19 protein-coding genes, 1 tRNA gene and 1 pseudogene are annotated in these 25,241 nt (G+C 45.2%); 12 read left to right on the forward strand and 9 right to left on the reverse strand.

Translation table 11 applies throughout. The annotated features are described in order from the left end of the window. Positions 1-232: 232 nt before the first annotated feature. Positions 233-1,471 carry an alanine transaminase gene (gene alaC, locus HGD79_RS22940; RefSeq protein WP_136755186.1) on the forward strand — a complete coding sequence of 413 codons (1,239 nt, stop codon included), beginning with the start codon at positions 233-235 and terminating at the stop codon, positions 1,469-1,471. A 64-nt stretch (positions 1,472-1,535) separates the two neighbouring features. Here alaC and ypdK read toward each other — a convergent pair whose 3' ends face one another. Next, entirely contained in the window at positions 1,536-1,607 is a 72-nt protein-coding gene (ypdK, locus tag HGD79_RS22945) for a membrane protein YpdK (protein WP_010723117.1), read from the reverse strand. A gap of 355 nt (positions 1,608-1,962) precedes the next feature. After that, positions 1,963-2,883 carry a kdo(2)-lipid IV(A) palmitoleoyltransferase gene (gene lpxP, locus HGD79_RS22950; RefSeq protein WP_000484404.1) on the reverse strand — a complete coding sequence of 307 codons (921 nt, stop codon included), beginning with the start codon at positions 2,881-2,883 and terminating at the stop codon, positions 1,963-1,965. Between the two features lie 352 nt (positions 2,884-3,235). Between lpxP and HGD79_RS22955 the strand changes: the two genes are divergently transcribed. Further along, on the forward strand, positions 3,236-3,478 hold the full coding sequence (locus HGD79_RS22955) for a YfdY family protein (protein ID WP_000639883.1): 243 nt from the start codon (positions 3,236-3,238) through the stop codon (positions 3,476-3,478). A 76-nt stretch (positions 3,479-3,554) separates the two neighbouring features. Here HGD79_RS22955 and ypdI read toward each other — a convergent pair whose 3' ends face one another. Continuing rightward, a complete protein-coding gene (ypdI, locus tag HGD79_RS22960; RefSeq protein ID WP_000867637.1) occupies positions 3,555-3,830 on the reverse strand; it encodes a colanic acid biosynthesis lipoprotein YpdI in 276 nt (91 codons plus the stop codon). Between the two features lie 295 nt (positions 3,831-4,125). Here ypdI and HGD79_RS22965 point away from each other — a divergent pair, with 295 nt between their 5' ends. The 5 genes from HGD79_RS22965 to yfdE all read left to right on the forward strand — a co-directional run bounded on the left by HGD79_RS22965 (position 4,126) and on the right by yfdE (position 10,502). Next, complete coding sequence (locus tag HGD79_RS22965; protein ID WP_000825604.1) at positions 4,126-4,758, forward strand: YfdX family protein; 633 nt, start codon at positions 4,126-4,128, stop codon at positions 4,756-4,758. A 512-nt stretch (positions 4,759-5,270) separates the two neighbouring features. Continuing rightward, positions 5,271-6,521, forward strand: a complete 1,251-nt coding sequence (frc, locus tag HGD79_RS22970) for a formyl-CoA transferase (protein ID WP_000106759.1) — start codon at positions 5,271-5,273, stop codon at positions 6,519-6,521. Between the two features lie 53 nt (positions 6,522-6,574). After that, a complete protein-coding gene (gene oxc, locus HGD79_RS22975; RefSeq protein WP_168848511.1) occupies positions 6,575-8,269 on the forward strand; it encodes an oxalyl-CoA decarboxylase in 1,695 nt (564 codons plus the stop codon). 69 nt (positions 8,270-8,338) lie between these two features. Further along, the gene (yfdV, locus tag HGD79_RS22980; RefSeq protein ID WP_000955028.1) at positions 8,339-9,283 is read left to right on the forward strand and encodes a transporter YfdV; all 945 of its coding nucleotides are present in this window, start codon (positions 8,339-8,341) and stop codon (positions 9,281-9,283) included. A 73-nt stretch (positions 9,284-9,356) separates the two neighbouring features. Further along, the gene (gene yfdE, locus HGD79_RS22985; protein WP_001296867.1) at positions 9,357-10,502 is read left to right on the forward strand and encodes a CoA:oxalate CoA-transferase; all 1,146 of its coding nucleotides are present in this window, start codon (positions 9,357-9,359) and stop codon (positions 10,500-10,502) included. A 55-nt stretch (positions 10,503-10,557) separates the two neighbouring features. Here the strand turns inward: yfdE and evgS are convergent, their stop codons facing one another. Then, positions 10,558-14,151: an acid-sensing system histidine kinase EvgS gene (gene evgS, locus HGD79_RS22990; RefSeq protein WP_139496426.1), complete on the reverse strand. Its 3,594-nt coding sequence runs from the start codon at positions 14,149-14,151 to the stop codon at positions 10,558-10,560. Positions 14,152-14,155: 4 nt separating this feature from the next. Continuing rightward, positions 14,156-14,770 (reverse strand): acid-sensing system DNA-binding response regulator EvgA, encoded by a 615-nt coding sequence (gene evgA, locus HGD79_RS22995; RefSeq protein WP_000991370.1) that lies wholly within the window; start codon positions 14,768-14,770, stop codon positions 14,156-14,158. A 415-nt stretch (positions 14,771-15,185) separates the two neighbouring features. Here evgA and emrK point away from each other — a divergent pair, with 415 nt between their 5' ends. Both emrK and emrY read left to right on the forward strand, forming a co-directional pair. Further along, complete coding sequence (emrK, locus tag HGD79_RS23000; RefSeq protein WP_000435174.1) at positions 15,186-16,349, forward strand: multidrug efflux MFS transporter periplasmic adaptor subunit EmrK; 1,164 nt, start codon at positions 15,186-15,188, stop codon at positions 16,347-16,349. Continuing rightward, positions 16,349-17,887: a multidrug efflux MFS transporter permease subunit EmrY gene (emrY, locus tag HGD79_RS23005; protein ID WP_001018714.1), complete on the forward strand. Its 1,539-nt coding sequence runs from the start codon at positions 16,349-16,351 to the stop codon at positions 17,885-17,887. Before emrK ends, emrY begins: the two co-directional genes overlap by 1 nt. A gap of 107 nt (positions 17,888-17,994) precedes the next feature. On the opposite strand, the gene dsdA is transcribed toward emrY, so the two are convergent. Together dsdA and HGD79_RS23015 are read right to left on the reverse strand one after the other, a co-directional pair. Continuing rightward, complete coding sequence (gene dsdA / locus HGD79_RS23010; protein WP_000426426.1) at positions 17,995-19,323, reverse strand: D-serine ammonia-lyase; 1,329 nt, start codon at positions 19,321-19,323, stop codon at positions 17,995-17,997. A gap of 17 nt (positions 19,324-19,340) precedes the next feature. After that, positions 19,341-19,559 (reverse strand): annotated as a pseudogene (locus HGD79_RS23015) (D-serine transporter DsdX); the annotation flags it as partial. A gap of 242 nt (positions 19,560-19,801) precedes the next feature. Here HGD79_RS23015 and HGD79_RS23020 point away from each other — a divergent pair. Beyond that, positions 19,802-20,797, forward strand: a complete 996-nt coding sequence (locus tag HGD79_RS23020) for a LacI family DNA-binding transcriptional regulator (protein WP_001342524.1) — start codon at positions 19,802-19,804, stop codon at positions 20,795-20,797. A 7-nt stretch (positions 20,798-20,804) separates the two neighbouring features. Here the strand turns inward: HGD79_RS23020 and cscA are convergent, their stop codons facing one another. Further along, positions 20,805-22,238 (reverse strand): sucrose-6-phosphate hydrolase, encoded by a 1,434-nt coding sequence (cscA, locus tag HGD79_RS23025; RefSeq protein WP_000194515.1) that lies wholly within the window; start codon positions 22,236-22,238, stop codon positions 20,805-20,807. A 215-nt stretch (positions 22,239-22,453) separates the two neighbouring features. Between cscA and HGD79_RS23030 the strand changes: the two genes are divergently transcribed. Together HGD79_RS23030 and HGD79_RS23035 are read left to right on the forward strand one after the other, a co-directional pair. Further along, entirely contained in the window at positions 22,454-23,368 is a 915-nt protein-coding gene (locus HGD79_RS23030) for an aminoimidazole riboside kinase (RefSeq protein WP_001274887.1), read from the forward strand. Positions 23,369-23,439: 71 nt separating this feature from the next. Next, on the forward strand, positions 23,440-24,687 hold the full coding sequence (locus HGD79_RS23035; RefSeq protein WP_001197016.1) for an oligosaccharide MFS transporter: 1,248 nt from the start codon (positions 23,440-23,442) through the stop codon (positions 24,685-24,687). A 440-nt stretch (positions 24,688-25,127) separates the two neighbouring features. On the opposite strand, the gene HGD79_RS23040 is transcribed toward HGD79_RS23035, so the two are convergent. Further along, positions 25,128-25,202, reverse strand: a tRNA-Arg gene (locus HGD79_RS23040). Between the last annotated feature and the right edge of the window lie 39 nt (positions 25,203-25,241).

Here is a 25,241-nt window from a genome sequence, read left to right on the forward strand (position 1 = left end):
CTTCTGGCTGGTAAATTTATTGAAATTATAATGTTAATAAAATTGGTGGTAATTTTCTTGTTAGCGTAGAAAAATTTCCTGTTTTTGAAGTGGAGTTCCTCATTTAAAGCCATTGATAAAAATGTTCTAAAACGCTGGACAGACAGAAATTAATCAGGCTATTTTCAAAACAGCCACCATTGTGGCAGCGTCGCTCGGACGGTCCGGGCGCTAACGTTAATCTGAGGAAATTATGGCTGACACTCGCCCTGAACGTCGCTTTACGCGCATTGATCGTCTCCCGCCCTACGTTTTTAACATCACCGCTGAACTGAAAATGGCTGCGCGTCGGCGCGGCGAAGATATTATCGATTTCAGCATGGGTAACCCGGACGGTGCGACTCCGCCGCATATCGTCGAAAAATTATGTACTGTGGCCCAGCGCCCGGACACGCATGGTTACTCCACTTCACGCGGCATTCCGCGGTTACGTCGCGCCATTTCCCGCTGGTATCAGGATCGCTACGACGTTGAAATCGACCCGGAATCAGAAGCCATCGTCACTATTGGTTCGAAAGAGGGCCTGGCGCATCTGATGCTGGCGACGCTGGATCATGGTGACACGGTGCTGGTGCCGAATCCAAGTTACCCGATCCATATTTATGGCGCGGTGATTGCCGGGGCGCAGGTACGCTCAGTGCCGCTGGTGGAAGGTGTCGATTTCTTCAACGAACTGGAGCGCGCCATTCGTGAAAGTTATCCGAAACCGAAGATGATGATCCTCGGCTTCCCGTCGAATCCAACCGCGCAATGCGTGGAGCTGGAGTTCTTCGAAAAGGTTGTGGCGCTGGCGAAACGCTACGATGTGCTGGTGGTCCACGACCTGGCCTATGCCGATATCGTCTACGATGGCTGGAAAGCGCCGTCAATCATGCAGGTACCGGGTGCACGCGATGTGGCAGTCGAGTTCTTTACGCTGTCGAAAAGCTACAACATGGCGGGCTGGCGTATCGGCTTTATGGTTGGCAACAAAACGCTGGTCAGCGCCCTGGCTCGTATTAAAAGCTATCACGATTACGGCACCTTTACGCCGTTGCAGGTGGCGGCGATTGCGGCGCTGGAGGGCGATCAACAGTGCGTGCGCGACATTGCCGAACAGTACAAACGCCGCCGTGATGTATTGGTTAAAGGGCTGCATGAAGCGGGCTGGATGGTTGAAATGCCGAAGGCTTCGATGTATGTCTGGGCGAAAATCCCGGAACCATATGCGGCCATGGGATCGCTGGAATTTGCCAAGAGGCTCCTTAACGAAGCGAAGGTTTGTGTCTCGCCGGGGATTGGCTTTGGCGACTATGGTGATACGCATGTTCGCTTTGCACTGATCGAAAACCGCGACCGTATTCGTCAGGCGATTCGTGGGATTAAAGCGATGTTCCGTGCCGACGGTTTACTACCCGCCAGCAGCAAACATATTCACGAAAACGCGGAATAAACACCGTCGTCAGAAATGCAAACAGGAGCCTGATGGCTCCTGTTTTTCATTGCACAGTTTGCTTTTAGATCATCAGGGCAAAAGTACCGGCCCAAACGATGACCATAAAAGAAATGCCCATAAAGAAATATTTCACTTTACATCTCTCCGCGTAATTACTGTTACGCCTGAATGACTTCATTACACCTGATACAGTGAGTTGACACCGGGCAAAGCGACCTTAAAAGCCCTGTATTTTACCGTGGGCATCACCCCAGAATTCTGAGCTAAACTGCTCGAGACGGCGCTAATGTACGCCTAAAACTGAAACGAGACAAGAGACATTTTCTTATTTACTTTTAGTAACTTACAAGTGTCTCATATCGGCGACAGTTTAATTTCTGACGGTAATAATTAGATATTCAGCGAAGGAAAAAACCTTAAGAAAAAAGCCATAAAAACCATGAGGTTATTATGGCCGATTTGAGGAGGGAAAGAGTAAGAGCAGTTTGTTAAATGTACAACGACGATTCTCCCACCGGGCGCGTTTTAAAGCGACGGTGGATCCAGAGGTACTGCTCCGGTGCGCGCATGATCTCTTTCTCGATAATCTTGTTCATATAGGCAGCGGCTTGATTTTCATCTGTCGGGTAGCCTTCCATCTCTGGGGTGATGAACAAACGATATCCGCTGTAATCCGCTTTTCTTACCATCGTTACGGTCAACATGGCTGCGCCAGAGAGACGGGAGAGAACATAGGTGCCATTGGTTGTGGCGACATTTTCCACCGCAAAGAACGGCGCGAAGGAGCTGCCTTTACGACCATAATCCTGATCGGGAGCAAACCATACCGCTTCACCTTTCTTCAGTGCACCGACAATGCCGCGCAGATTATTTCTGCCGATCATCGCTTTGTTAGAGCGCATGCGCCCACGGGTCTGCACCCATTCCATCAGCTGATTATTATGTGGACGATAGGTAGCCATCATTGGTTGGCACAGTCCCATCACGCGGCCGCCCAGTTCCAGCGACATAAAATGGACGCCGACAACCATTACGCCGCGATTTTGCATTTGTGCGCGTTTAAGGTTATCCAACCCTTCAACATCAAACCATTTACGTACGCGACTGTCGGGCCAGAACCATGCCATGCCGGTTTCTACCAGCGCCATGCCGAGTGAACGAAAGTTTTCGGCAATCATCTTCTCGCGTTCTTCCGCAGAATGCTGCGGGAAACAAAGTTCCAGGTTTTTACGGGCGATAGATTCACGACGTTTCAGGAATGGTCGCGCCATTGCGCCAATACGCGTGCCGAGAAAGCAGAGAACAGGATAAGGAAGCTGTACCCAAAGCCAGAGTACACCAAGCCCAAACCATGTGAGCCAGTAGCGAGGATGTAGAAACTCGCGGGAAAATTTGCATTGTGGAAACATAGTTACCTTCTGTAGATACGAATTGTTGTATCGCAGAAGATTCCATGTCGACAGCGGTACACTCAATTGGTTGGGCCATCATGTACGACAATGGTTCCTGTAAAGAGTGTAAAGACTAGTCAGGACATAACCACGAGGAGCATGAATGCGGTATCTGTACTTTATCACTCGCTGACTGCTTTCAGCTACTGATTATTAATCGTGCAAAGTAAATATTTTTCCGTACACAACAGTCTTGCATTTAACATGCTGTTTTCATTGATGCTTAGCAAAAATTGCCAGAGGTTAAGGATTGTCTTACTATTAAAGTGACTGAAGTTACAGGTTTTTTAGCGCGGCAGGAGGTTGAGCTATGATTTATTTATGGATGTTTCTCGCCCTGTGTATTGTCTGCGTAAGCGGCTACATCGGTCAGGTACTGAACGTGGTATCGGCGGTCTCTTCTTTCTTCGGCATGGTGATCCTCGCTGCACTCATTTATTACTTCACCATGTGGTTAACTGGCGGTAATGAACTAGTGACGGGGATATTTATGTTTCTTGCCCCGGCTTGTGGCTTGATGATTCGCTTTATGGTGGGGTATGGCAGGCGATAGTGGGTCAGGATGGCTCATTTGGGCAGGTGTTCACATCAGCATCAGACATGATTGTTCACCTGCCATGTGACAGACGCTATCGCACAGGATGAATAAGATAATTCGCCTTTGTCGGATAAGTAGGCGTGATTTCTTCTGTGAGGTTTAATGGTGGCGCATCTTCTCTCATCTTAAACAAAATCGCCTGTGATGGCTGAAGTTTTGTAGAGTGTGTGGTTGTCATCGCTGATGTTTTTTCAGTCTCTTTATAGCTCCTCTCACTTACACCACCAGAAATGGAAAATGCAAAAACATTGCATGCCATAATAGAGACCAATAAAAATAAGCTGAAAAGTATTAAGTTTACTTTCATAGAAAGTTATCCTGAAAATGGTTCACTGAGAACCTACGATGTTATGGCTGTATTTACATATAATTAATCAATATTTACATCGATATAATAAATGACATCTCTTTGTGGTACATAAGAATAGTTCTCTGCGACAGGAAGCAGATTCCTACAATTGTAAGACTAAAATACTTCTTGCGATAATAACTACAACTGTAAGATAACCCTTTCAAAATGACCGTTGCTCTCTGATTTCTCATTTCATGCTCACCCAATATGATGGCGGCGTTTTCTAAAACTGTTAAAGAATGAGGTAAGTATGAAACGTTTAATTATGGCTACGATGGTCACAGCAATTCTGGCATCTTCAACTGTATGGGCTGCTGATAATGCACCGGTAGCGGCACAACAGCAAACTCAGCAAGTTCAGCAAACCCAGAAAACGGCAGCAGCAGAGCGTATCTCTGAACAAGGTTTATATGCGATGCGTGACGTGCAGGTAGCGCGCCTGGCTCTGTTTCATGGCGATCCAGAAAAGGCAAAAGAACTGACCAATGAAGCTTCCGCTTTGCTGTCAGATGACAGTACCGAATGGGCAAAGTTCGCTAAGCCAGGTAAAAAGACCAATCTCAATGATGACCAATATATTGTCATTAATGCATCTGTCGGAATTTCTGAGAGTTATGTAGCAACTCCCGAAAAAGAAGCCGCGATAAAAATTGCCAATGAAAAAATGGCGAAAGGGGATAAAAAGGGCGCAATGGAAGAACTTCGCCTGGCCGGTGTTGGCGTAATGGAAAACCAATATCTGATGCCGCTTAAACAGACTCGTAATGCACTTGCTGATGCGCAGAAACTGCTTGATAAAAAGCAATACTACGAGGCAAACCTGGCGCTTAAAGGTGCGGAAGATGGAATCATCGTCGACAGCGAAGCACTGTTTGTGAACTAATGCTGACAGGCAGTATATTGAGGTAAAGGATTTAACTCCCTCCAGCCGACAATTTTTTATGACCACAATACGACAGGTTGTGGTCATAAAATTATTTGGCGCTCGCGGTTCTATAAACACGCATTTTATCTTCCTCAAAGTAAATCCCAATAATCCCGTGTCATCACAAATCATTTATTATGTTATGTTTTATGGTACGCTTTAAAAAGCGTAATCATACCCTTACTTGTAAATCACCGGCGCTTCTTACAGTTGTAAGAATAACATCACAAATGTCGCGACTCTCTCTGATTACCACGAATCAATATTTATCATATTCTTCTTTTCGTCCTCACTACTTACCATGCAGAAAGGAATTGGAAGTGGCGATGAAATGATTTTCAGCACTTGATACAGGATTTTAAAAATATCGAGTGCAGCTACGACGATATTTTGCAGGTTATTTATAGAAGATATTACGCCTTAAATAAACGCTAAATTAACACATATTTAATTAACTAATAGGTATTGCTATGTCAACTCCACTTCAAGGAATTAAAGTTCTCGATTTCACCGGTGTGCAATCTGGCCCATCTTGTACTCAAATGCTGGCCTGGTTTGGCGCTGACGTTATTAAAATTGAACGTCCCGGCGTTGGTGACGTAACGCGTCACCAGCTGCGAGATATTCCTGATATCGATGCGCTTTACTTCACCATGCTTAACAGTAACAAACGTTCTATTGAGTTAAATACCAAAACAGCGGAAGGCAAAGAGGTAATGGAAAAGCTGATCCGCGAAGCTGATATCTTAGTCGAGAACTTTCATCCAGGGGCCATTGATCACATGGGCTTCACCTGGGAGCATATTCAAGAAATCAATCCACGTCTGATTTTTGGTTCGATCAAAGGGTTTGATGAGTGTTCGCCTTATGTGAATGTAAAAGCCTATGAAAACGTTGCTCAGGCAGCGGGTGGCGCGGCATCCACTACGGGTTTTTGGGATGGTCCGCCGCTGGTAAGCGCTGCAGCGTTGGGTGACAGCAACACCGGAATGCATTTGCTGATCGGTTTACTTGCTGCTTTGCTGCATCGCGAAAAAACGGGGCGTGGGCAACGAGTCACCATGTCAATGCAGGATGCCGTATTGAACCTTTGCCGCGTGAAATTACGTGACCAGCAGCGTCTCGATAAATTGGGTTATCTGGAAGAATACCCGCAGTATCCGAATGGTACATTTGGTGATGCAGTTCCCCGCGGTGGTAATGCAGGTGGTGGCGGTCAGCCTGGCTGGATCCTGAAATGTAAAGGCTGGGAAACCGATCCTAACGCCTATATTTATTTCACTATTCAGGAGCAAAACTGGGAAAACACCTGTAAAGCCATCGGCAAACCAGAATGGATTACCGATCCGGCATACAGTACAGCCCATGCACGACAGCCACATATTTTCGATATTTTTGCTGAAATCGAAAAATACACTGTCACTATTGATAAACATGAAGCGGTGGCCTATTTGACTCAGTTTGATATTCCTTGTGCACCGGTTTTAAGTATGAAAGAAATTTCACTTGATCCCTCTTTGCGCCAAAGTGGCAGTGTTGTTGAAGTGGAACAACCGTTGCGTGGAAAATATCTGACCGTTGGTTGTCCAATGAAATTCTCTGCCTTTACGCCGGATATTAAAGCTGCGCCGCTATTAGGTGAACATACCGCTGCTGTATTGCAGGAGCTGGGTTATAGCGACGATGAAATTGCTGCAATGAAGCAAAACCACGCCATCTGATATTAACGGGGGCTTCTGGCTCCCAATTTATAAAAATTTCGAGGTTATTAATCATGTCAGATCAACTTCAAATGACAGATGGTATGCATATCATCGTTGAAGCATTAAAACAGAATAATATTGACACTATTTATGGTGTTGTAGGTATTCCTGTGACGGATATGGCACGCCATGCCCAGGCGGAAGGCATTCGTTATATTGGTTTTCGTCATGAGCAGTCGGCAGGCTATGCCGCTGCGGCAAGCGGTTTTCTTACCCAAAAACCGGGGATCTGCCTGACAGTTTCTGCGCCAGGATTCCTCAATGGTTTGACCGCATTGGCCAACGCAACGGTAAATGGTTTTCCGATGATCATGATTAGCGGCTCCAGCGACCGCGCGATCGTCGACCTACAGCAAGGTGATTATGAAGAGCTGGACCAAATGAATGCGGCAAAACCGTATGCCAAAGCAGCATTTCGCGTTAATCAGCCGCAGGATCTTGGCATTGCATTGGCACGCGCTATCCGGTTCTCTGTATCGGGTCGCCCTGGCGGAGTTTATCTTGATTTGCCAGCAAATGTCCTGGCCGCGACGATGGAAAAAGACGAAGCGTTAACCACGATTGTTAAAGTTGAAAATCCGTCGCCAGCATTATTGCCATGCCCGAAGTCAGTCACTAGCGCAATTTCGCTTTTAGCAAAAGCTGAACGGCCATTAATTATCCTTGGCAAAGGCGCGGCGTATTCACAAGCTGATGAACAGCTTCGTGAATTTATTGAAAGTACTCAGATTCCATTCCTGCCAATGTCTATGGCGAAAGGGATCCTTGAAGATACGCATCCACTTTCTGCGGCAGCTGCGCGTTCGTTTGCCCTGGCAAATGCTGACGTTGTCATGCTTGTTGGTGCACGACTGAATTGGTTATTGGCACACGGTAAAAAAGGATGGGCGGCAGATACACAGTTTATTCAACTGGATATTGAACCGCAGGAAATTGACAGCAACCGCCCCATTGCTGTGCCAGTCGTTGGTGATATTGCATCCAGTATGCAAGGTATGCTGGCAGAACTGAAACAAAACACATTTACGACTCCACTGGTATGGCGCGATATTTTAAATATCCACAAGCAGCAAAATGCACAAAAAATGCATGAAAAATTAAGTACAGATACTCAACCATTAAATTACTTTAATGCATTAAGTGCTGTGCGCGACGTATTGCGCGAGAACCAGGATATTTATTTAGTTAATGAAGGTGCAAATACCCTGGATAATGCACGAAATATTATTGATATGTATAAACCACGTCGTCGTCTGGATTGTGGTACCTGGGGTGTCATGGGCATCGGTATGGGCTATGCCATCGGTGCTAGCGTGACTTCTGGTTCTCCGGTTGTCGCCATTGAAGGTGATAGTGCTTTTGGTTTCAGTGGGATGGAAATTGAAACGATTTGTCGATATAACCTGCCGGTGACGATCGTTATTTTTAATAATGGCGGCATCTACAGAGGAGACGGTGTTGATCTCAGTGGCGCTGGTGCACCATCACCAACGGATCTGTTGCACCATGCAAGGTATGACAAATTAATGGATGCGTTTCGTGGCGTTGGCTATAACGTCACCACGACAGATGAACTTCGTCATGCTTTAACCACCGGTATTCAGTCGCGCAAACCGACCATTATTAATGTGGTCATCGACCCTGCAGCAGGAACTGAAAGTGGCCATATTACCAAACTTAACCCAAAACAAGTCGCTGGTAATTAAATACTGACATCGTCTCCTCTTGCCAACTCATTATGCGATGGTGAGGGGACCCTTATCGGAAATACTATTATGCTAACATTTTTTATTGGCGATTTATTGCCTATTATCGTAATCATGCTGTTGGGTTATTTTAGCGGCAGACGAGAAACTTTTTCAGAAGATCAAGCCCGCGCATTTAATAAACTGGTATTAAACTACGCTCTTCCTGCGGCTCTATTTGTTTCTATTACCCGGGCAAACAGGGAAATGATTTTTGCGGACACTCGTCTGACCCTTGTATCACTTGTGGTTATTGTCGGATGTTTCTTTTTCTCCTGGTTTGGTTGCTACAAATTTTTTAAACGTACCCATGCAGAAGCAGCTGTATGTGCATTAATTGCGGGTTCACCTACCATTGGATTCCTGGGGTTTGCAGTTCTCGATCCTATTTATGGTGATTCCGTATCAACAGGTTTAGTGGTAGCAATTATTTCTATTATTGTTAACGCAATTACTATTCCTATTGGTCTGTATTTGCTGAATCCTTCCTCAGGAGCGGATGGTAAGAAGAATAGTAATCTGAGCGCATTAATTTCTGCGGCAAAGGAGCCAGTAGTATGGGCACCTGTTCTGGCAACGATCCTGGTGTTGGTTGGGGTAAAAATTCCGGCAGCATGGGACCCAACCTTTAATCTGATTGCGAAGGCTAACTCAGGGGTAGCGGTATTCGCTGCGGGGTTGACTCTGGCTGCACATAAATTCGAGTTCAGTGCCGAAATTGCTTATAACACCTTCCTGAAGCTGATTCTGATGCCACTGGCACTGCTTCTCGTTGGTATGGCATGTCATTTGAACAGCGAACATCTGCAGATGATGGTACTGGCAGGCGCATTACCGCCGGCATTCTCCGGAATCATTATTGCCAGCCGGTTTAATGTCTACACCCGTACTGGTACAGCGTCATTGGCTGTGAGCGTACTGGGCTTTGTCGTCACGGCTCCCTTGTGGATTTATGTCAGTCGACTGGTTTCATAATTAATCATGTTATTGATTTTACATAAATGCCGAAGTGTCTTTTCACCTTCGGCTTTTTTCAAGGCATAAGCAAATGACAAATAATGAAAGCAAAGGGCCGTTTGAAGGCTTATTAGTTATCGATATGACACATGTCCTTAATGGACCTTTCGGAACTCAACTTCTTTGTAATATGGGCGCAAGGGTAATTAAAGTTGAGCCGCCGGGTCATGGTGATGATACCCGCACATTTGGTCCCTATGTGGATGGACAGTCACTCTATTACAGTTTTATTAATCATGGCAAAGAGAGTGTGGTTCTTGATTTAAAGAATGATCACGATAAAAGTATATTTATAAATATGCTCAAACAAGCTGATGTATTAGCTGAGAATTTTCGCCCAGGTACAATGGAAAAACTGGGGTTTTCATGGGAAACGCTTCAAGAAATCAACCCGCGCCTCATATATGCTTCATCGTCAGGTTTCGGACATACCGGTCCGCTAAAAGATGCTCCTGCCTACGATACCATCATTCAGGCAATGAGCGGGATAATGATGGAAACAGGATATCCTGATGCTCCGCCAGTGCGCGTTGGTACCTCTCTTGCGGATCTATGCGGCGGTGTCTATTTATTCAGCGGAATAGTGAGTGCACTTTATGGCCGCGAAAAGAGCCAGAGAGGGGCGCATGTCGATATAGCGATGTTTGATGCCACGCTGAGTTTTCTGGAGCATGGTCTGATGGCATATATCGCAACTGGGAAGTCACCACAACGTCTGGGAAATCGCCATCCCTACATGGCACCTTTTGATGTTTTCAATACTCAGGATAAGCCGATTACGATTTGTTGTGGTAATGACAAGCTTTTTTCTGCGTTATGCCAGGCACTGGAGCTTACGGAACTGGTTAATGATCCCCGATTTAGCAGCAATATTTTACGCGTACAAAACCAGGCTATTCTTAAACAATATATTGAGCGGACGTTAAAAACGCAGGCAGCTGAAGTTTGGTTAGCCAGAATACATGAAGTTGGTGTACCCGTCGCGCCGTTATTAAGTGTGGCTGAGGCCATTAAATTGCCACAAACTCAGGCGAGAAATATGTTGATTGAAGCCGGGGGAATAATGATGCCGGGTAATCCGATAAAAATCAGCGGCTGCGCGGACCCGCATGTTATGCCGGGAGCGGCAACGCTCGACCAGCATGGGGAACAAATTCGCCAGGAGTTCTCATCATAAATGTAAGATGTGCTGGTAAATAGCTCCCACATTTGAACATTGTGGGAGCCGCTATTTAGTCATTTTTCTGACAGAAAACAGCAATCTCCTGGTCCAGCTCTGCAATGTGTTCTTTTACAGAGTTCAGCAACTGAAGAATTTCAGGCTTACTGTCATCTGAAACAGGTGTTATTTCTAACTGATGGCTAATATTAATCAACTTTTGCAAATTCAGGATGTTAGCCGCACCGTGGATGCGATGAATACACTGATGGAAAGTTCTGTTATCGCCAGCTTCTAGTGCTTGAAACGCAGCGGGTAGATCTTTATGCGTTTCATGCTGGAAAGTCATGAGAATCTCCTGCATCAGTTGTAGATCGTTCGCCGTATTATTTTTCAGGGCTTCGATATCAAGGTGGCGATACTGAGGTGCAATATGCGCAACCTGGTGTAACTGACTTAAATGTGTTTTCAGTACATCCAGGGTCAACGGTTTGAACAAACATAAGTTCATGCCGCAACTTAACCCTTTTTCACGTTCGTTAGCCTGTGCGTTGGCTGTAAGCCCCCAGATGGGTAAGGAAGAATTTTGCTCACGGAGTTTGCGAGTCAACTCAAAACCATCCATATTCGGCATATTAACGTCAGTAATAAGCAGATCATAATGTTGCATACTGACTTTGTGTAGCGCTTGCACACCATCAGTGGCTTCATCAACATCATATCCTAATAGATTTAGCTGGCGTTTGAGTAATAGCCTGTTGGTCGGATGATCATCCGCGATTAATATGCTCAACTTTTCAGGTAGTGTGATGGGGTGTTCTGCTTTTGCCTCGACAGTCGCCACTTGCTGGCTAATTTCTACCGGGATTGTGATCGTAAATGTTGTTCCTATGCCTGGATGACTTTCTAATGACAAATCGCCCTGCATATTTTTAATTAATTCTTTGCAGATCATTAAGCCTAAGCCAGATCCTGTTTGCTGGCGACCTGCACTTGTTTGGCTGTAGCGTTTAAAGAGTTGTTGTTGTTCTTCCTGCGATAATCCACTTCCAGAATCCATAATCGTCATTTTGATAACAGCGTGGTTGTCATCAATGTGAACCAGGGAGGTCGTAATTTTTACTGCCCCCTCGGTGGTAAATTTGAGAGCATTGCTCAGTAAATTTGATAAGACCTGCTTAAACGCCTGAGGGTCGATCTTAACCAGGTAATGATCAGGAAATGTACTGCTGCAACTTAATGCGATCGATTTGCTTGCAGCAATCGCACCGAAAGAGTGACAAGTGTTCTGGACTAAAGTAGGGATATCGACCCATTGTGGTTGAAGTTGATAGTTACCCGATTCAATTTTGTCGACATCAAGGATTTCACCAATTAAGCCGAGGAGTGATTGTCCGGTGGAGTAGGCAAGTGAAATCGCCTCCACCCGTTGCTCCTTGCTAAGACCAGAACCCGACAGAAGTTCCAGGAAGCCCATAATAGAGCTTATTGGTGTTCTTATTTCGTGACTCATCGTTGCCAGAAACTGACTTTTTGCTACGGTAGCCTTTATCGCTTTATTTTTTTCTACCTCGAGTGCATTAATTAGATCACGCGTTTCAGTAATATCTTGCCAACCACAAATATATACTGCATTGTCACTTGCAGGAAGATTGCATAATGTATGCCAGTGATTAATGCATCTTTTCTCGATGCCATTATCAATTTCAAATACCTGTGTGTATATTGTTCGATTTTCTTTCGTCTCTGCTGTGACTTCATGCGCATTAGAAAAAACATCTTTAAAGGGTGAGTCACTGTTTTCTAATGGTAACATTGCATTTTTGTAGTAATCCGCAGTGAAATAATGTTCAAAAGCACTATTATGACTAATGACATTACCTTGCCAGTTTACAACATAAGTTGGATTCGGTAAGGAATCCGAGAGTGCTTTTCGGAATGATATTTGGTTTTCTAAATCACCCTGAATGACTTTACGACGACGAACTGAGCGTAACAGGTAGAATCCCCATAAAAGGCTACTGCCAACTAATAAAACGGATAATGTCGTAACAATATAAAATTGCTCGCTATATAGGTCCCATGTGTCAATGGTCACATTGGGCATTTTAATCCATTTTTCCGTCAGGCGCAGAACTTCGCTTGGGGGAATTGCATTCAGTGCTTTATTAATAATATCCTTAAGTTCCGGTTCTCCGCGAGGAAAAGCGAACGAAAGCGATGCATTCGGAACGCCAGGAATAAGAAAATGATAAAGTTCATTAGGATAGTAATGATCGATCATGTAACGCGAATTTAACTGTGTCGCGACCAGAGCATCAAGTTCACCTTCCTTAACCTTGTGAAATGCAGCGCTGGCATTATCGACCTGTATCCATTCAACCTCCGGATACATCTCTTTTAATTGCGAATGCAGCTCATAATAATATGGAATGGCAACTTTCATTCCTTTTTTTAATGTTTGTTCACTGTCAGGTGCTTTTTGCATGACAAAAACGTATGGCGTTGTTATGAAAGCTTCTGCAAATGAAACATTATTTTCTCGATCTTCACTATAAATAGCGCCAGGTATTATATCCCATCCACCGGGGTTAAGCTGTGTTCCGGCATGGATATTGTGTGAAACGGTGATCGGAGAAAAATTTAAACCTGTTTGCAAGGTAATAATATTAAGAATATCCCCCATAACGCCCCGAACCGAGCCATTTTCATCCGTCATAGAATAGGGAGGAGAGTAAGGATTTTCCAGCACCTTTAAATCGGGATGTTGCTTAATCCACTGTTTTTCATGTTCAGTGAGTTCTAATGGTTTGTTCAGAAAGGCCAGGTTTCCTGTATCAAGCCAATTTTGTGAAACTTCATAGCGAACTTCATTTGTTAAAGCATCAACAAATCTATTGAGTACTTCATTAAGAATGACGGATTCTTTTCTGGTCAAGAAAAAATTATATTGACGCGGCGAGTTATAATATTTCACTACATTTAAGGAGTGAGTGAAATAGCGGGAAATCATACTGCTGGTAATGATGTTACTACCAATAAAGTAATCATTCTGTCCGGCTGATACGGATGCTAATGCCTGATATAAATTTGTAAAAGAGATAATTGTTGCTTTTGGAAACGATTGATGAATTACCTCGTCTGGGGGGTAATTTGCTACCCGAGCAATATTTACTGGTTTTGGTGAGGTAAGCGGTCGCATTGAGTCGTGAAGGGTGGTTACCAGCGCCGGAAAGGTAATTATCAATGGTTTGGTTGCAGCAATGTCACTATTAAGAGGCGGCGAAGTAACTAAATGTGATAACACTATATCGACTTCACCTTCTGCAAGCGCGTCCATTGCTTTTTGATGATCGGCGTATTCCCGGAGTGTTAATTTGATATTTAACGCTCTTTTTAAAAGATTTAAATAATCAGCATTAATACCACGAACCTGTTGCTGCGAATCGGTATGCAACAAGGTAGCCGTTTGGGACTTGTGTACTGCAATCACAAGATTTTTTTTGCTCGCTAACCAACGTAATTCCTTGTTGCTCAGACGTACTGGATCAAGTGTGACACGGTTGTTACTACTGATGCCACGATATTCGATGTAATCTTCGTCTGCGAAACTTATGGTCGACCAAAGACCACAACAGAGAAGAAAAAAATAGGGTAAAAACTTCATGTGATTAGCCGATTTTGTTACGTTGCGCGAATGTGTAAAGATCCATCAGTGATTTACATTCTAATTTTTCCATCAGGCGACTTTTATAAGTGCTGACAGTTTTGTTGCTGATGAACATTTTTTCAGCAATGTCATTATTATCCTTGCCATCAAGAATATACCGCATGACACTAATTTCTTGTTTCGATAAGGAGTCGAGTTTTTGCTGGTCGGACGTTAAACTTCCAACAAACCGGTTGAGAGAGAAGGGGAAATAGCAGTAGCCATTTTTTGCAGCTTCAATAGCCGCAATGATATTGTTCATGCCTTCTTTTTTACTCACGAATCCATTAGCGCCAGCATCAGCACAATGTTTCCCGTAAAAATGGTCATTTTTAGCGGAGACAATAATAATAATTCCGCTATATTGGCGCTTCCTCAGCGTTTCTAACACCTGGATACCGTTAACTCCGGGGATATCGACATCAATGATGACGATATCAGGCTTAAGTGTTTCCACCCGCTGAACGGCGCTTCCCCCTTCAGTCAACTCCGCTAAGATTTCAATATCGTTTTTGATCAATAAATTACGAATTGCTGCGATAGCAAGAGGATGGTCATCAATAATTATTGCGTTCATAGATTATTCCCTTTGCAATGAAGCATCTCCCTTCTCCCTGTAGTAATACAGACATAAGGCGTCATCTCATTTTCTCAATAAAAATAAGAAAATCTGAGCTTCCTTTAAGATAATTCGACAAGTATACCATATAAATAGTCGGCATAAATGAAATGTCAACAATAAAATCAGGGATTATACCGATGATTTATAGTTTCAAGTTAGCACTATAAGTCTTCTCACTAATCCTACAGGCGTAAGAATTGTATTGCAAAAGCCACGGTTTAGTCCTCTGTTGTTTTTTTTGCACCTCATTTAAATTAGGCCTCCAACGTTCCTGGGATAATGTGCAACACATGCACTGTGTTTGATATGAAGAATGAATGCTCTTTTCATTCAATTCATAAATTTCATCTATGAGAAATGAGAGATAATAGTGGAACAGATTAATTCAAATAAAAAACATTCTAACAGAAGAAAATACTTTTCTTTATTGGCGGTAGTTTTATTTATTGCGTTTTCAGGTGCCTATGCCTATTGGTCAATGGAATTAGAAGACATGATTAGTACAGATGACGCCTATGTCACGGGGAATGCAGATCCAATTTCTGCACAAGTCTCAGGTAGTGTCACTGTCGTTAATCATAAAGATACGAACTACGTTCGACAAGGTGACATTTTAGTTTCACTGGATAAAACTGATGCCACTATCGCACTCAATAAAGCTAAAAATAATCTGGCAAATATTGTTCGGCAAACGAATAAACTGTACTTACAGGATAAACAATACAGTGCCGAAGTCGCTTCAGCACGTATTCAGTATCAACAATCTTTAGAAGATTATAACCGTCGAGTACCGTTAGCGAAGCAGGGGGTTATTTCAAAAGAAACGCTGGAGCATACCAAAGATACGTTAATAAGTAGCAAAGCGGCACTGAATGCCGCTATCCAGGCTTATAAAGCGAATAAAGCTTTAGTAATGAACACACCATTAAACCGTCAGCCACAAGTCGTGGAAGCGGCGGATGCAACTAAAGAAGCCTGGTTGGCGCTTAAACGTACGGATATAAGGAGTCCGGTTACTGGCTATATTGCCCAGCGGAGTGTTCAGGTCGGCGAAACAGTGAGTCCCGGACAATCGTTAATGGCTGTCGTACCGGCACGTCAAATGTGGGTTAATGCCAACTTTAAAGAAACACAACTCACGGATGTACGGATTGGTCAATCAGTCAATATTATCAGCGATCTTTATGGTGAAAATGTTGTGTTTCATGGTCGGGTGACAGGGATCAATATGGGAACCGGCAATGCGTTCTCCTTATTACCTGCACAAAATGCGACAGGGAACTGGATCAAAATCGTTCAGCGTGTACCGGTTGAAGTTTCTCTTGATCCAAAAGAACTCATGGAACACCCCTTACGCATTGGTTTATCGATGACTGCAACTATTGATACGAAGAACGAAGACATTGCTGAGATGCCTGATCTGGCTTCAACCGTGACGTCCATGCCGGCTTATACCAGTAAGGCTTTAGTTATCGATACCAGTCCGATAGAAAAAGAAATTAGCAACATTATTTCGCATAATGGACAACTTTAATGGCAATCACTAAATCGACTCCGGCACCATTAACCGGTGGGACGTTATGGTGCGTTACTATTGCATTGTCATTAGCGACGTTTATGCAAATGTTGGATTCCACTATTTCTAACGTCGCAATACCGACAATATCTGGCTTTCTGGGAGCATCAACAGACGAAGGCACCTGGGTTATCACCTCGTTTGGCGTAGCAAATGCCATTGCGATCCCTGTTACCGGCAGGCTGGCACAAAGAATAGGCGAATTAAGGTTATTTTTACTTTCAGTCACTTTTTTTTCGCTGTCTTCCTTAATGTGTAGTTTATCGACCAATCTTGATGTGCTGATATTTTTTAGAGTCGTTCAGGGATTAATGGCGGGGCCGTTAATTCCACTGTCACAGAGTTTATTATTAAGGAATTATCCACCAGAAAAAAGAACATTTGCTCTGGCATTATGGTCAATGACCGTGATTATCGCTCCGATATGTGGGCCGATATTGGGCGGTTATATTTGCGATAACTTTAGCTGGGGTTGGATATTTTTAATCAATGTCCCTATGGGGATTATCGTCCTGACATTATGCTTAACCTTACTTAAAGGAAGAGAAACTGAAACTTCACCGGTCAAAATGAATCTACCAGGACTGACCCTGTTAGTGCTCGGTGTTGGTGGCTTGCAAATTATGCTTGATAAAGGGCGCGATCTGGATTGGTTCAACTCGAGTACAATAATAATATTAACAGTAGTATCAGTTATTTCTCTGATCTCTCTAGTCATTTGGGAGTCGACCTCAGAGAACCCGATTCTTGATCTCAGTTTGTTTAAGTCCCGTAACTTCACCATTGGTATTGTGAGTATCACATGCGCGTATTTATTTTACTCTGGAGCGATCGTCCTTATGCCGCAGTTACTCCAGGAAACGATGGGGTATAATGCGATATGGGCCGGACTTGCTTATGCGCCCATCGGCATCATGCCACTATTAATTTCACCTTTGATAGGACGTTATGGCAACAAAATAGACATGCGGTTGTTAGTGACATTTAGTTTTTTGATGTATGCGGTTTGCTATTACTGGCGTTCTGTGACATTTATGCCAACGATTGATTTTACAGGCATCATTTTGCCGCAGTTTTTTCAGGGATTCGCCGTTGCCTGTTTCTTTTTACCCTTAACAACGATTTCGTTTTCAGGCTTGCCAGATAATAAATTTGCCAATGCCTCGAGTATGAGTAATTTTTTTCGTACCTTGTCAGGATCAGTTGGTACGTCGTTGACAATGACGCTGTGGGGACGACGCGAATCGTTACACCATAGTCAGTTGACAGCAACCATCGATCAATTTAACCCCGTGTTTAATTCATCGTCACAAATTATGGATAAATACTATGGTTCGCTTTCAGGAGTTCTTAATGAAATTAATAATGAAATAACCCAGCAGTCACTTTCTATTTCTGCAAATGAGATTTTCCGTATGGCGGCTATTGCTTTTATCTTACTTACGGTTTTGGTTTGGTTTGCGAAACCGCCGTTTACAGCGAAAGGCGTTGGGTGATGATAAAAGGAGGGGGTTATAGCGGGTAAGACCGGGGATCTTAAGTCTGCGCCATCGGCAGCATCGCTCACCCAGGGAAAGGATTGCGATGCTGCGTTGAAACGTTATTAACGGCCTTTTGCCAGATATTGATTCATCTCTTCTTCCGGCACCATTCCACCTCCCGTCGCCCACACCAGATGAGTGGCATTACGCAATTGTTCTGCGCTGAAACCGTGCATCTGTTGGTAACTTACTGATGCACACACGCGCTGAGGTCCGGCCATACCCGCCAGTGCTGAAGGTTCAAGACGAATACCTTCTTCCTGCGCCAGCCAGCCAAGCATGTCATACATGGTTTGATCGCTAAGGGTATAGAAGCCATCCAGCAGACGCTCCATTGCCCGCCCGACAAAGCCTGATGCGCGACCAACTGCAAGGCCATCCGCTGCGGTAAGGTTGTCGATACCAATATCCTGAACAGAAATCTGATCGTGTAATCCTGTATGGACGCCTAACAACATACAAGGGGAGTGCGTTGGTTCGGCAAAAAAGCAGTGAACATGATCGCCAAACGCCAGTTTAAGCCCGAATGCGACGCCACCAGGACCACCGCCAACACCACACGGCAGATAGACAAACAGAGGGTTATCAGCATCGACGATACGGCCTTGCTGGGCAAATTGCGCTTTAAGACGCTGGCCAGCGACGGAATACCCAAGGAACAACGTGCGGGAATTTTCGTCATCAATAAAGAAACAGTTCGGGTCAGACTGCGCTGCTTTACGTCCTTCCTCGACGGCAACACCATAATCTTGCTCATATTCCACGACCGTAACGCCATGGCTGCGCAGTTTCGCTTTTTTCCATGCCCGGGCATCAGCAGACATATGAACTGTCACCTTAAAGCCAATGCGGGCGCTCATAATGCCGATTGATAACCCCAGATTTCCGGTTGAGCCCACAGCAATGCTGTATTGGCTAAAGAACTGTTTAAACTCCGGAGAAAGCAGTTTGCTGTAGTCATCATCAAGCGTCAGCAACCCCGCTTCCAGAGCCAGTTTTTCTGCGTGTGCCAGGACTTCATAAATCCCGCCGCGTGCTTTTATGGAGCCGGAAATGGGCAAATGGCTATCTTTTTTCAGTAACAGTTGCCCGCTGATCGGTTGCTGATATTCTTTTTCCAGCCGTTTTTGCATAGCTGGAATGGCAACCAGTTCTGATTCAATAATCCCCCCAGTGGCAGCAGTTTCAGGAAATGCTTTTGCCAGATAGGGTGCAAAACGGGATAAGCGCGCATGGGCGTCCTGAACATCCTGTTCGGTCAGGCCAACATAAGGTAAACCTTCAGCCAATGAGGTCGTGCCAGGATTAAACCAGGTGGTTTCTTTAAGAGCAACCAGATCCTTTACCAACGGATACTGGGCGATGAGCGAGTTCATTTTAGCGTTTTCCATAGTACGTCTCTTTGCGCTTAGATGATAAATGACAGCAGGAATGTGCCCGCCAGAGCGACGACTGAAGCGATAAATGTCGCTGTCGTATAGTATTTAAATGTTTCATTGAGCGTAGCGCCGCAATATTGCTTCACTAGCCAGAAAAGCGAGTCCGTAACGATCGTGCAGCCAATTGCACCTGAACCGATAGCAATCGCAATAATTTCCGGGCTGATGTCGGGATACAGCGGCAGCACAATGATCCATATTTATATTTTCTTCTCCAGGTTGGCGATGCCAGTTGGCATGTTTTACTTACTTGCCTATATGGTTACTCGTTGGCGAGAACAGAGGCGGAATTGAGTACAATTATCCGGCAATTATTGTTATTTTTTATTGTATTGCCGTGTTGGGTGATAGGGCGTTGAGAATATCGTTGGATCTCGCCAGTGACGTCTGTTTCTGCTACAGTGCCCGTTTTACGGCAAACGGCTTGGGTATGGCTTCATTAAAGGATGTCGCACGCCTGGCGGGAGTGTCGATGATGACAGTCTCCCGGGTGATGCATAATGCAGAATCTGTGCGTCCTGCAACGCGTGACCGCGTATTGCAGGCAATCCAGACCCTGAATTATGTTCCTGATCTTTCCGCCCGTAAGATGCGCGCTCAAGGACGTAAGCCGTCGACTCTCGCCGTGCTGGCGCAGGACACGGCTACCACTCCTTTCTCTGTTGATATTCTGCTTGCCATTGAGCAAACCGCCAGCGAGTTCGGCTGGAATAGTTTTTTAATCAATATTTTTTCTGAAGATGACGCTGCCCGCGCGGCACGTCAGCTGCTTGCCCACCGTCCGGATGGCATTATCTATACTACAATGGGGCTGCGACATATCACGCTGCCTGAGTCTCTGTATGGTGAAAATATTGTATTGGCGAACTGTGTGGCGGATGACCCAGCGTTACCCAGTTATATCCCTGATGATTACACTGCACAATATGAATCAACACAGCATTTGCTCGCGGCGGGCTATCGTCAACCGTTATGCTTCTGGCTACCGGAAAGTGCGTTGGCAACAGGGTATCGTCGGCAGGGATTTGAGCAGGCCTGGCGTGATGCTGGACGAGATCTGGCTGAGGTGAAACAATTTCACATGGCAACAGGTGATGATCACTACACCGATCTCGCAAGTTTACTCAATGCCCACTTCAAACCGGGCAAACCAGATTTTGATGTTCTGATATGTGGTAACGATCGCGCAGCCTTTGTCGCTTATCAGGTTCTCCTGGCGAAGGGGGTACGTATCCCGCAGGATGTCGCCGTAATGGGCTTTGATAATCTGGTTGGCGTCGGGCATCTGTTTTTACCGCCGCTGACCACAATTCAGCTTCCACATGACATTATCGGGCGGGAAGCTGCATTGCATATTATTGAAGGTCGTGAAGGGGGAAGAGTGACGCGGATCCCTTGCCCGCTGTTGATCCGTTGTTCCACCTGATATTATGTTAACCCAGTAGCCAGAGTGCTCCATGTTGCAGCACAGCCACTCCGTGGGAGGCATAAAGCGACAGTTCCCGTTCTTCTGGCTGCGGATAGATTCGACTACTCATCACCGCTTCCCCGTCGTTAATAAATACTTCCACGGATGATGTATCGATAAATATCCTTAGGGCGAGCGTGTCACGCTGCGGGAGGGGAATACTACGGTAGCCGTCTAAATTCTCGTGTGGGTAATACCGCCACAAAACAAGTCGCTCAGATTGGTTATCAATATACAGCCGCATTCCAGTGCCGAGCTGTAATCCGTAATGTTCGGCATCACTGTTCTTCAGCGCCCACTGCAACTGAATCTCAACTGCTTGCGCGTTTTCCTGCAAAACATATTTATTGCTGATTGTGCGGGGAGAGACAGATTGATGCTGCTGGCGTAACGACTCAGCTTCGTGAACCGGGCGTTGTAGAAGTTTGCCATTGCTCTCTGATAGCTCGCGCGCCAGCGTCATGCAGCCTGCCCATCCTTCACGTTTTGAGGGCATTGGCGATTCCCACATATCCATCCAGCCGATAACAATACGCCGACCATCCTTCGCTAAAAAGCTTTGTGGTGCATAAAAGTCATGCCCGTTATCAAGTTCAGTAAAATGCCCGGATTGTGCAAAAAGTCGTCCTGGCGACCACATTCCGGGTATTACGCCACTTTGAAAGCGATTTCGGTAACTGTATCCCTCGGCATTCATTCCCTGCGGGGAAAACATCAGATAATGCTGATCGCCAAGGCTGAAAAAGTCCGGACATTCCCACATATAGCTTTCACCCGCATCAGCGTGGGCCAGTACGCGATCGAAGGTCCATTCACGCAATGAACTGCCGCGATAAAGCAGGATCTGCCCCGTGTTGCCTGGATCTTTCGCCCCGACTACCATCCACCATGTGTCGGCTTCACGCCACACTTTAGGATCGCGGAAGTGCATGATTCCTTCTGGTGGAGTGAGGATCACACCCTGTTTCTCGAAATGAATACCATCCCGACTGGTAGCCAGACATTGTACTTCGCGAATTGCATCGTCATTACCTGCACCATCGAGCCAGACGTGTCCGGTGTAGATAAGTGAGAGGACACCATTGTCATCGACAGCACTACCTGAAAAACACCCGTCTTTGTCATTATCGTCTCCTGGCGCTAGCGCAATAGGCTCATGCTGCCAGTGGATCATATCGTCGCTGGTGGCATGTCCCCAGTGCATTGGCCCCCAGTGTTCGCTCATCGGATGATGTTGATAAAACGCGTGATAACGATCGTTAAACCAGATCAGGCCGTTTGGATCGTTCATCCACCCGGCAGGAGGCGCGAGGTGAAAATGGGGATAGAAAGTGTTACCCCGGTGCTCATGAAGTTTTGCTAGGGCGTTTTGCGCCGCATGCAATCGAGATTGCGTCATTTTAATCATCCTGGTTAAGCAAATTTGGTGAATTGTTAACGTTAACTTTTATAAAAATAAAGTCCCTTACTTTCATAAATGCGATGAATATCACAAATGTTAACGTTAACTATGACGTTTTGTGATCGAATATGCATGTTTTAGTAAATCCATGACGATTTTGCGAAAAAGAGGTTTATCACTATGCGTAACTCAGATGAATTTAAGGGAAAAAAATGTCAGCCAAAGTATGGGTTTTAGGGGATGCGGTCGTAGATCTCTTGCCAGAATCAGACGGGCGGCTACTGCCTTGTCCTGGCGGCGCGCCAGCTAACGTTGCGGTGGGAATCGCCAGATTAGGCGGAACAAGTGGGTTTATAGGTCGGGTGGGGGATGATCCTTTTGGTGCGTTAATGCAAAGAACGCTGCTAACTGAGGGAGTCGATATCACGTATCTGAAGCAAGATGAATGGCACCGGACATCCACGGTGCTTGTCGATCTGAACGATCAAGGGGAACGTTCATTTACGTTTATGGTCCGCCCCAGTGCCGATCTTTTTTTAGAGACGACAGACTTGCCCTGCTGGCGACATGGCGAATGGTTACATCTCTGTTCAATTGCGTTGTCTGCCGAGCCTTCGCGTACCAGCGCATTTACTGCGATGACGGCGATCCGGCATGCCGGAGGTTTTGTCAGCTTCGATCCTAATATTCGTGAAGATCTATGGCAAGACGAGCATTTGCTCCGCTTGTGTTTGCGGCAGGCGCTACAACTGGCGGATGTCGTCAAGCTCTCGGAAGAAGAATGGCGACTTATCAGTGGAAAAACACAGAACGATCGGGATATATGCGCCCTGGCAAAAGAGTATGAGATCGCCATGCTGTTGGTGACTAAAGGTGCAGAAGGTGTGGTGGTCTGTTATCGAGGACAAGTTCACCATTTTGCTGGAATGTCTGTTAATTGTGTCGATAGCACGGGGGCGGGAGATGCGTTCGTTGCCGGGTTACTCACAGGTCTGTCCTCTACGGGATTATCTACAGATGAGAGAGAAATGCGACGAATTATCGATCTCGCTCAACGTTGCGGAGCGCTTGCAGTAACGGCGAAAGGGGCAATGACAGCGCTGCCATGTCGACAAGAACTGGAATAGTGAGAAGTAAACGGCGAAGTCGCTCTTATCTCTAAATAGGACGTGAATTTTTTAACGACAGGCAGGTAATTATGGCACTGAATATTCCATTCAGAAATGCGTACTATCGTTTTGCATCCAGTTACTCATTTCTCTTTTTTATTTCCTGGTCGCTGTGGTGGTCGTTATACGCTATTTGGCTGAAAGGACATCTAGGGTTGACAGGGACGGAATTAGGTACACTTTATTCGGTCAACCAGTTTACCAGCATTCTATTTATGATGTTCTACGGCATCGTTCAGGATAAACTCGGTCTGAAGAAACCGCTCATCTGGTGTATGAGTTTCATCCTGGTCTTGACCGGACCGTTTATGATTTACGTTTATGAACCGTTACTGCAAAGCAATTTTTCTGTAGGTCTAATTCTGGGGGCGCTCTTTTTTGGCCTGGGGTATCTGGCGGGATGCGGTTTGCTTGACAGCTTCACCGAAAAAATGGCGCGAAATTTTCATTTCGAATATGGAACAGCGCGCGCCTGGGGATCTTTTGGCTATGCTATTGGCGCGTTCTTTGCCGGCATATTTTTTAGTATCAGTCCCCATATCAACTTCTGGTTGGTCTCGCTATTTGGCGCTGTATTTATGATGATCAACATGTGTTTTAAAGATAAGGATCACCAGTGCGTAGCGGCGGATGCGGGAGGGGTAAAAAAAGAGGATTTTATCGCAGTTTTCAAGGATCGAAACTTCTGGGTTTTCGTCATATTTATTGTGGGGACGTGGTCTTTCTATAACATTTTTGATCAACAACTTTTTCCTGTCTTTTATGCAGGTTTATTCGAATCACACGATGTAGGAACGCGCCTGTATGGTTATCTCAACTCATTCCAGGTGGTACTCGAAGCGCTATGCATGGCGATTATTCCTTTCTTTGTGAATCGGGTAGGGCCAAAAAATGCATTACTTATCGGTGTTGTGATTATGGCGTTGCGTATCCTTTCCTGCGCGCTGTTCGTTAACCCCTGGATTATTTCATTAGTGAAGCTGTTACATGCTATTGAGGTTCCACTTTGTGTCATATCCGTCTTCAAATACAGCGTGGCAAATTTTGATAAGCGCCTGTCGTCGACGATCTTTCTGATTGGTTTTCAAATTGCCAGTTCGCTTGGGATTGTGCTGCTTTCAACGCCGACTGGGATACTCTTTGACCACGCAGGCTACCAGACAGTTTTCTTCGCAATTTCGGGTATTGTCTGCCTGATGTTGCTATTTGGCATTTTCTTCCTGAGTAAAAAACGCGAGCAAATAGTTATGGAAACGCCTGTACCTTCAGCAATATAGACATAAACTTTTCCGGTTGTTGTCGATATCTCCCTATCCCTCAACCGGAAAATAATAATACTAAAGTGCTTAGCCCTGCTAATAATCACCTAATCCAAACGCCTCATTCATGTTCTGGTACAGTCGCTCAAATGTACTTCAGATGCGCGGTTCGCTGATTTCCAGGACATTGTCGTCATTCAGCGACCTGTCCCGTGTATCACGGTCCTGCGAATTCATCAAGGAATGCATTGCGGAGTGAAGTATCGAGTCACGCCATATTTCGCTATCAGGATTCTGTGTGATGGTTACATCGCCCGGCCCAGGGCTGTTTAGTCATCAGCGCTTTCTGACAGTGCTGAGATTTCAACCTGTTGCAGTAAAAATGAGTAGATATAAGGCAAGTGTGCTGCCAAACCTATCTTTTACGGGGTGAAGGTAGATTTCGTTTGAAGGGTATCTGGTGTCCCCTGCAGGAATCGAACCTGCAATTAGCCCTTAGGAGGGGCTCGTTATATCCATTTAACTAAGAGGACAATGCGGCATGAGTATACCCGCTAATGGACTGCGGGGTA

Source organism: Escherichia sp. SCLE84, assembly GCF_012584495.1.
GTDB lineage: Bacteria > Pseudomonadota > Gammaproteobacteria > Enterobacterales > Enterobacteriaceae > ECMA0423.